This is a genomic window from Streptomyces ureilyticus (assembly GCF_011045025.1).
In the GTDB taxonomy this organism is placed as follows: domain Bacteria; phylum Actinomycetota; class Actinomycetes; order Streptomycetales; family Streptomycetaceae; genus Streptomyces; species Streptomyces ureilyticus.
Map to the genome: position 1 here is coordinate 48574 of NZ_JAAKZX010000041.1, position 6469 is coordinate 55042.

Below are 6469 nucleotides of genomic sequence, written 5' to 3' on the forward strand. Positions count from 1 at the left end.
GGCGCCTAGCTGTCCTGACGGGTGCTGGGGGCCGCGGGCGCGCTGGGCGGGGAGGCTTCGCCGAGGGTGCGTGCGGTCTGCGGGCGCAGCGCGTCGGGCCAGTCGCGCCCAGGGTGCACCGCGCCGCAGTGCGGGCAGGTCCGCGCGGTGTCGTCGCGGTAGAAGGCGTCGAACAGGGGCGGCAGGTCCTCGACGATCGACTGCACCTGCACCTCGGTACGGTGCACCAGGTGGTGGCACGTCATGCAGTACCACTCGAACGCGTCGCGTACCCCGGCCGGGCGGGCGAACTCCACGACCAGGCCGATGCTCCCGGGTTCGGGCCGCTGCGGCGAGTGCCGCATGTACGCGGGGACGAGGAACACATCACCCTCGCGGATCGCGATGTCGCGGGGCGGCTTGCCGTCCTCCTCGTGCACGCGCAGCACCATGTCGCCGCGCAGCTGGTAGAAGAACTCCTCGATCGGGTCGTCATGGAAGTCGGTGCGCCGGTTCGGGCCGCCGACCAGGGTGACCATAAGATCGGCGTCCTGCCAGACCTGCACGTTGCCGACAGGCGGCTTGAGAAGGTGCTGGTTGGCGTGGATCCAGGCGTTGAGGTTGAACGGCGTGGTCGGCGAGTTGCCGGACATGTGCACTCCTCGGTTGATCGTGTGGTCGGTCAGTTCCCGGCTTCGGGCGCAGCCCGGCCGGTGAGGTCCGGACCGGCCGGGAGATGGGCTGTTGCACTGATCTCGATGAGCAGGTGGGGGTGGGGCAGCTGGTGGACGGCGACGGTGGTCCGTGCGGGACCGCCTTCGTCGAAGAAGTCGGCGTATACCTCGTTGTATCCGCCGAAGTCGTTCATGTTGACGAGGTAGGCGGTGATGTTCACCAGGTCTGCCAGTGACCCGCCGGCGGCGGCGAGGATGTCACCGATGTTGGTGATGACCGCGCGGGTCTGAGCGCGGATGTCGAGGTCGGTGACCCCCATGGGGTCCGCGCTCGCGCCGGCGAAGCTGCCGTCGGGGAGCCGGGAGCTGGTGCCGGAGACGAACACCAGGTCGCCGGCGCGGCGCAGGTGCGGGAACCGGCCCCGCGGCGTGGCCTTTCCGGGCACCACAAGCGCTTCGCTCATCGCGCACCCGCCGGGGCCGAGGCGGTGACCTCGACCGTGCCGAGCCCGGTGACGCAGGCACGCACATGCGCGCCGGGCGGCAGCGGGACCGCGGCGGTAGCGGAGCCGGCGAGGATGACCCAGCCGGGCTGCAGTGTCAGACCAGCTGCGGCCGCCAGCCGGGCGGCCGCGGTGAGCGAGCGCAGTGGGTGACCGAGGATCGCCGCGGTCGTCCCGCTCTGCGCGAGCCGCCCGTCCACCTCCAGCAGCACGCCGAGGTTGTCCAGGTCTATGCCGTGCGCCGGCCGCCAGGCGCCGACCGCGAACCCGGCCGAGGACGCATTGTCAGCGATCACCTCGGGGAGCGTGAAGGCGAACCCGGCGTATCGCGAGTCGATGACCTCGATGGCGGGTGCGACGGCTGCGACGGCCGCGAGCGGGTTTGTGCCTTCGACGCCGGCGCCCAGCGGCGCTCCGAGGAGGAAGGCGACCTCAGGTTCGATGCGCGGGTGCAGCAACGCCTCGACGTCGACGGTGCCCCCGTCCGCGACCCGCATGCCCTCTGTCAGCCGGCCGTGGATGAGGTCGTGCACGCCCATCTGCCGCATCTTGGCGACCGAGGTGAAGCCGAGCTTGAAGCCCGCGAGGCTCTCACCGCGGTCCAGGCGATGGCGCACCACCTCGCGCTGTACCGCGTAAGCGTCCGCGAGGGACACTTCGGCCAGTTCGGTTGGCCCGGCGACCGCGGTGCGACTGGTGGCCGCGTCGTCCAGGGTGCGCGCCCAGCGCTCTACCAGCCCGTTCATCGGCCCTCCTCCGTCTTCGGTTGCGTCTTCGCGAAGGCGGCGCGGACGCTGCCCAGGCCCTCGATGCGTGCCTCCAGCACGTCGCCCGGTGCGACGGCGACCATGGGGCCGAGCGCGCCGGTCAGGACCGTGTCGCCGGCACGGAGCGGTTCGCCGAGCGCCGCCAGCGCGTCGGCCAGCCACAGGGCGGCGTTCAGCGGGTGACCCAGGCAGGCCGCTCCGGCGCCCGCCGACACCTGTTCGCCGCGGCGTTCCATGACCATCCCGACGGTACGCAGGTCCACGTCCCGCAAGAGGGTCGGCCGGCCGCCGAGCACGTACAGGCCGGACGAGGCGTTGTCGGCGACCGTGTCCACGATGGTGATGTCCCAGTCGCGGATGCGGCTGCCGACCACCTCGATCGCGGGCAGCGCGTATGCGGTCGCGCCGATGAGGTCCGCGACGGTGTGCCGCTCGAACGCCAGGTCTCGTTCCAGGACGAGCGCGACCTCTGCTTCTGCGCGCGGCTGCAGGACGGCGCCCACGGGGATCTCCGCGCCGTCCGGGACGGCCATGTCGTCGAACAGCACCCCGAAGTCCGGGCTTTCCACACCGAGCTGGGCTTGCACTGCGCCGGAGGTCAGGCCGATCTTGCGGCCCACCACGCGGCGCCCGGCGGCCAACCGGCGCTCGGTCTGGATCTGCTGCACGGCGTAGGCGGCTGCCACGTCGCCATCGCCCAGCAGGTCACGTACCGGCGGGCAGGGCTCGCCGGTCGCGTGCGCCCGGTCCAGCCGGTCTGCGGCTTCGATGAGGGTCGTCGTGCGGTCGTCGGTCACAGCTTCACGCACACATTCGTGGGTTCGGAGAAGAAGTCGAGGGAGTGGGTGCCGCCCTCGCGACCGATGCCGGAGGCCTTCACGCCTCCGAAGGGAGTCCGCAGGTCGCGCAGGTTCCAGCAGTTCACCCAGGCGATGCCCACTTCCAGGCGTGGTGCCACGCGGTGCGCCCGCGATACGTCGGTGGTCCAGAGCGTCGCCGCCAGGCCGTAGGGGCTGTCGTTGGCCAGCCGCACCGCCTCGTCCTCGGTATCGAACGGGGCCAGGTGCACCACCGGTCCGAAGATCTCCTCGCGTACCACCGGATGGGTCTCGGGCAGCCCGGCCAGCACGGTCGGCTCGACGAAGAACCCACCGTCCCGGTCGTCGCCGAACTCCGGCACGCCGCCGCCGGCCAGCACCGCCCCGTCAGCCGCTGCCTGCCCGTAGTAGCCCAGCACCTTGGCGCGGTGCTCGGCGGAAACCAGCGGGCCCAGCCCGGTGCCCTCGTCACGGGGGCGGCCAATCACGAGCTGCTTGGCACGTGCGGCAAGTGCCGCGGCGAAGTCGTCGAAGACCTCGCGCTGCACGTACACCCGCTCGGTGCACAGGCACACCTGGCCGCTGTTGGTGAACGCGGAAGCGATGGTGCCCTCGACTGCCCGCTCCAGGTCGGCGCCGGCGAACACCAGGCCGGCGTTCTTGCCGCCGAGTTCGAAGGAGACCGGCGTCAGGTTGCGTGCCGCCGCACCCATGATCGCGGTGCCGGTGCGGGTCTCGCCGGTGAACGCGATGGCATCCACCCCCGGGTGCGCCGTGAGGAACGTTCCAGCGCTGTCCGTACCCAGGCCATGCACAAGGTTGAAGACGCCCGCCGGCACGCCGGCCTCATCCATCACCTCGGCCAGCAGGGTGGCGGTCGACGGAGTCAGCTCGGACGGCTTGGCGACGACCGTGTTACCCATCGCGAGTGCAGGGGCGACCTTCCAGGTGAGCAGGAGCAGCGGCAGGTTCCACGGCGAGACGACCGCGACGACGCCAAGGGGGCGGCGCACTGTGTAATTGAGGGCGCCCAGCCCATCCGGTGTGGTCGTCCGGTGCGCCTCCTCCGCACGACCCAGCGCAAGGTCGGCGTAGCTGCGGAAGTTGGCGATGCCACGCGGGATGTCGACGCTGGAGGCCAGCGCGTACGGCTTGCCGGTGTCGGCGATCTCGGCCGCGACGAACTCCTCGAACCGGGCCTCGATACCGTCCGCGACCCGCCGCAGCACTCCGCACCGGCCCGCGGTGTCCAGGTCCCCCCACGGCCCGGACAACGCGGATTGCGCCGCGGTGACCGCACGGTCCACGGTGGACTCCAGTGCCTGCGGGGCCATGCCGAACGCACGGCCGGTGACCGGGTCAACCACCTCGAAGCGGTCTCCGTCGCTGCTGGCGTCGAACCGACCGCCGATGTAGTGCTCCCACTTGGTCATACAAGCATCATGAGGTTCCACGACATACCAAACAAATACCAATACCGGCGCTTGATATACTGAAACCGATATACGAAGGGGAGTCGCCAATGGCCATCGACCTGCTCGACGGCAGGCTCAAGTTCCGCCACCTCACCCTGGTAGCCGCGATCGCCCAGCACGGCAGCGTCGTGCGCGCCGCCGAGGCCCTGGGCCTGACCCAGCCATCCGCCACCCGCACCCTGCGCGAACTGGAGGAGCTCCTCGGAGCCCGACTGTTCGAACGCGAACCGCGCGGGATGACCGCCACGCTCTACGGAGCCGCGCTGGTCGAACACGCGAGAGTGATCCTCGCCGAGGTCCACCGCGCCGGCGACCATCTCGCTGGGCTCCGCGAGGGCCACACCGGAACAGTCACCGTCGGTACCCTGCTCGCAGGGACCACCATGCTGCTGCCGCGCGCGGTGGCCGCTCTAAAACGCGAGCGCCCGCGCATCATCGTGGTCATCCGCGAGGCCACCTACGACGTCCTCTACCAGCAGCTGCTCGCCGGCGAGCTCGACGTGATCGTCGGGCGGATCGGGCCGCCACCCGACCCGGGCAGGATCCGCCAGCACACGCTCTACCACGAGCCGATCCGTCTCATCGCCCGCCGCGACCACCCACTCCACGCCCGCGAAGCCCACCCGACACTCGCCGACACCCACAGCCACCCTTGGATCCTGCCGCTCGAACAGACCACGCTGCGCGGCGAATTGAAAGCACTGTTCGACCGCCACGGACTGTCGCTTCCGGCGGACCGCGTGGAATGCACCTCCATCCTCACGGTCCGCGAGCTGCTGATCGCGACCGACATGATCGCCGCGCTCCCCGAGCTGGTCGTCACCGGCGACGACAAGCTGGCAGCCCTGCCCGTCCCCCTGGAGTCGGTACGGCGAACCGTGGGAACCACGGTGGTCGCCGACCGCACCGGCACACCCGCCGTCGTCGAGTTCCTCAGGCATCTCGAAACCGAAGGCGAGGCTCTGCGGGCGACCATCGAACGCTGACCTACGCCCCGGCAACACAGCCCCCGGCCACGGCTGAGGGAAGAGGATGTTACGCGCTGTGGCAGAAGGGTGGGGTGCGGCCGGGGTGCGGTTGCGTCGGAGTGCGGGGCCGGGGTCCGGTACCGAAGGCCGGGAGGTGCCCCGGCGCTCTGGGTCGCCTTTCGGGGGCCGGCACCGGATGACCCCCGCCGACCTGTTCTCCCGCGCCTGAGTCGCACAGCCGCCAGACTCCTGGCCACGCCCCCACACACGGGACTCAGCAGGTAGGCGGGCCTTTCCGGCAGATAGGTGAAAGGTCGTGGCATCTGGGTGAAACCTGCCCTGGCTCTGCACGCGGCCGCGTTCACGCGAGATGACACTCGCCAGGGGGGCCCGTTGATCATCACTGCACGGCGCACGTTCGCTGGGCCCGGCCGCGGGCAACTCCTGTGGCTGGTAGATAGTCCCGAGCCGGAGGTAGACCGCCCGTGGCGGTGAACGGAAACCCGACCGTCAGGCGACGTCGGCTGGGCGCGGAACTGCGCCGGCTCCGCCTGGCCTGCGGCTAGACCAGTACGCAGGTGGCTGAACGCTTGTTGATCTCCCAGCCCAAGATCAGCCACTTGGAGAACGGCCGCCGCGCCATCAAGCCCCGTGATGTGCGGGACCTGTGCGCCCTCTACCACGTCACAGACCCGCAGGTCATCGACTCGTTGATGCAGATGACCAAGGAGGCGGACCAGCAGGGCTGGTGGGTCGCCTGCGGCGAGGTCCCGTACCCCGTCTACATCGGCCTGGAGACGGCAGCCGCATCAGTCCGCTCCTACGAGCCCCTGGTGATCCCCGGCCTGCTGCAAACGCCCGCCTACGCGGCCGCAGTCATCGAGGAAACGATCCCTCTGGCCACAGCCGAACAGATCGCCGTACGCCGTGAGGTCCGGCTGCGCCGTCAGTCCCGGGCCCACCACCCGGCCCGGCCTTTCCACCTCTCGGTCGTACTGGACGAATCCGCACTGCGCCGTGTGGTCGGCAGCCCAGAAATCATGCGCGAACAACTCGAGTACCTGAACCGGCGCTGTCACGTTGGTTGGCCGGGTGGGATGATCTTCTGGTTGATCGTGCTGTAGGGGGCTGTCCGTGGGGAGCGCGTCGCTGTCGTACAAGGGGCACCGGTACCCGGTCGAGGTCATCTCCCACTGTGTGTGGCTGTACCACCGCTTCCCGCTGTCGTTGCGCGAGGTCGAGGAGCTGATGCTCGAGCGGGGCGTGAGCGTCTCCTACGAGACGG

Annotated in this window: 6 protein-coding genes and 2 pseudogenes; 3 read left to right on the forward strand and 5 right to left on the reverse strand. The window is 70.2% G+C overall.

The window, feature by feature from the left end; translation table 11 throughout:
* Positions 1–5: 5 nt before the first annotated feature.
* Genes G6048_RS15780 through G6048_RS15800 form a run of 5 tightly spaced genes read right to left on the reverse strand, consistent with a single transcriptional unit; the run spans position 6 to position 4174 of the window.
* Positions 6–632, reverse strand: coding sequence for a 3-hydroxyanthranilate 3,4-dioxygenase (locus tag G6048_RS15780; protein WP_165340159.1), 627 nt, complete (start codon positions 630–632; stop codon positions 6–8).
* A 29-nt stretch (positions 633–661) separates the two neighbouring features.
* The gene (locus tag G6048_RS15785; RefSeq protein ID WP_165340160.1) at positions 662–1117 is read right to left on the reverse strand and encodes a RidA family protein; all 456 of its coding nucleotides are present in this window, start codon (positions 1115–1117) and stop codon (positions 662–664) included.
* Positions 1114–1902 (reverse strand): 2-keto-4-pentenoate hydratase, encoded by a 789-nt coding sequence (locus G6048_RS15790; RefSeq protein ID WP_165340161.1) that lies wholly within the window; start codon positions 1900–1902, stop codon positions 1114–1116. Before G6048_RS15790 ends, G6048_RS15785 begins: the two co-directional genes overlap by 4 nt.
* On the reverse strand, positions 1899–2732 hold the full coding sequence (gene mhpD / locus G6048_RS15795) for a 2-keto-4-pentenoate hydratase (protein ID WP_165340162.1): 834 nt from the start codon (positions 2730–2732) through the stop codon (positions 1899–1901). Before mhpD ends, G6048_RS15790 begins: the two co-directional genes overlap by 4 nt.
* Entirely contained in the window at positions 2717–4174 is a 1458-nt protein-coding gene (locus G6048_RS15800; RefSeq protein WP_165340163.1) for a 2-hydroxymuconic semialdehyde dehydrogenase, read from the reverse strand. Before G6048_RS15800 ends, mhpD begins: the two co-directional genes overlap by 16 nt.
* 89 nt (positions 4175–4263) lie before the next feature.
* Here G6048_RS15800 and G6048_RS15805 point away from each other — a divergent pair, with 89 nt between their 5' ends.
* The 3 genes and pseudogenes from G6048_RS15805 to G6048_RS49565 form a co-directional block, all read left to right on the forward strand.
* Positions 4264–5202, forward strand: a complete 939-nt coding sequence (locus G6048_RS15805) for a LysR substrate-binding domain-containing protein (RefSeq protein ID WP_206341635.1) — start codon at positions 4264–4266, stop codon at positions 5200–5202.
* A gap of 467 nt (positions 5203–5669) precedes the next feature.
* A pseudogene (locus G6048_RS15810) lies at positions 5670–6251 on the forward strand (helix-turn-helix domain-containing protein); the annotation flags it as partial.
* Between the two features lie 67 nt (positions 6252–6318).
* Positions 6319–6469: pseudogene (locus G6048_RS49565) on the forward strand (IS6 family transposase); the annotation flags it as partial.

Excerpts from the sequence above, each read along its gene's own strand:
- G6048_RS15780 (WP_165340159.1), bottom strand. The coding sequence starts at position 632 with ATGTCCGGCAACTCGCCGACCACGCCGTTCAACCTCAACGCCTGGATC.
- G6048_RS15785 (WP_165340160.1), bottom strand. The coding sequence starts at position 1,117 with ATGAGCGAAGCGCTTGTGGTGCCCGGAAAGGCCACGCCGCGGGGCCGG.
- G6048_RS15790 (WP_165340161.1), bottom strand. The coding sequence starts at position 1,902 with ATGAACGGGCTGGTAGAGCGCTGGGCGCGCACCCTGGACGACGCGGCC.
- G6048_RS15800 (WP_165340163.1), bottom strand. The coding sequence starts at position 4,174 with ATGACCAAGTGGGAGCACTACATCGGCGGTCGGTTCGACGCCAGCAGC.
- G6048_RS15805 (WP_206341635.1), top strand. The coding sequence starts at position 4,264 with ATGGCCATCGACCTGCTCGACGGCAGGCTCAAGTTCCGCCACCTCACC.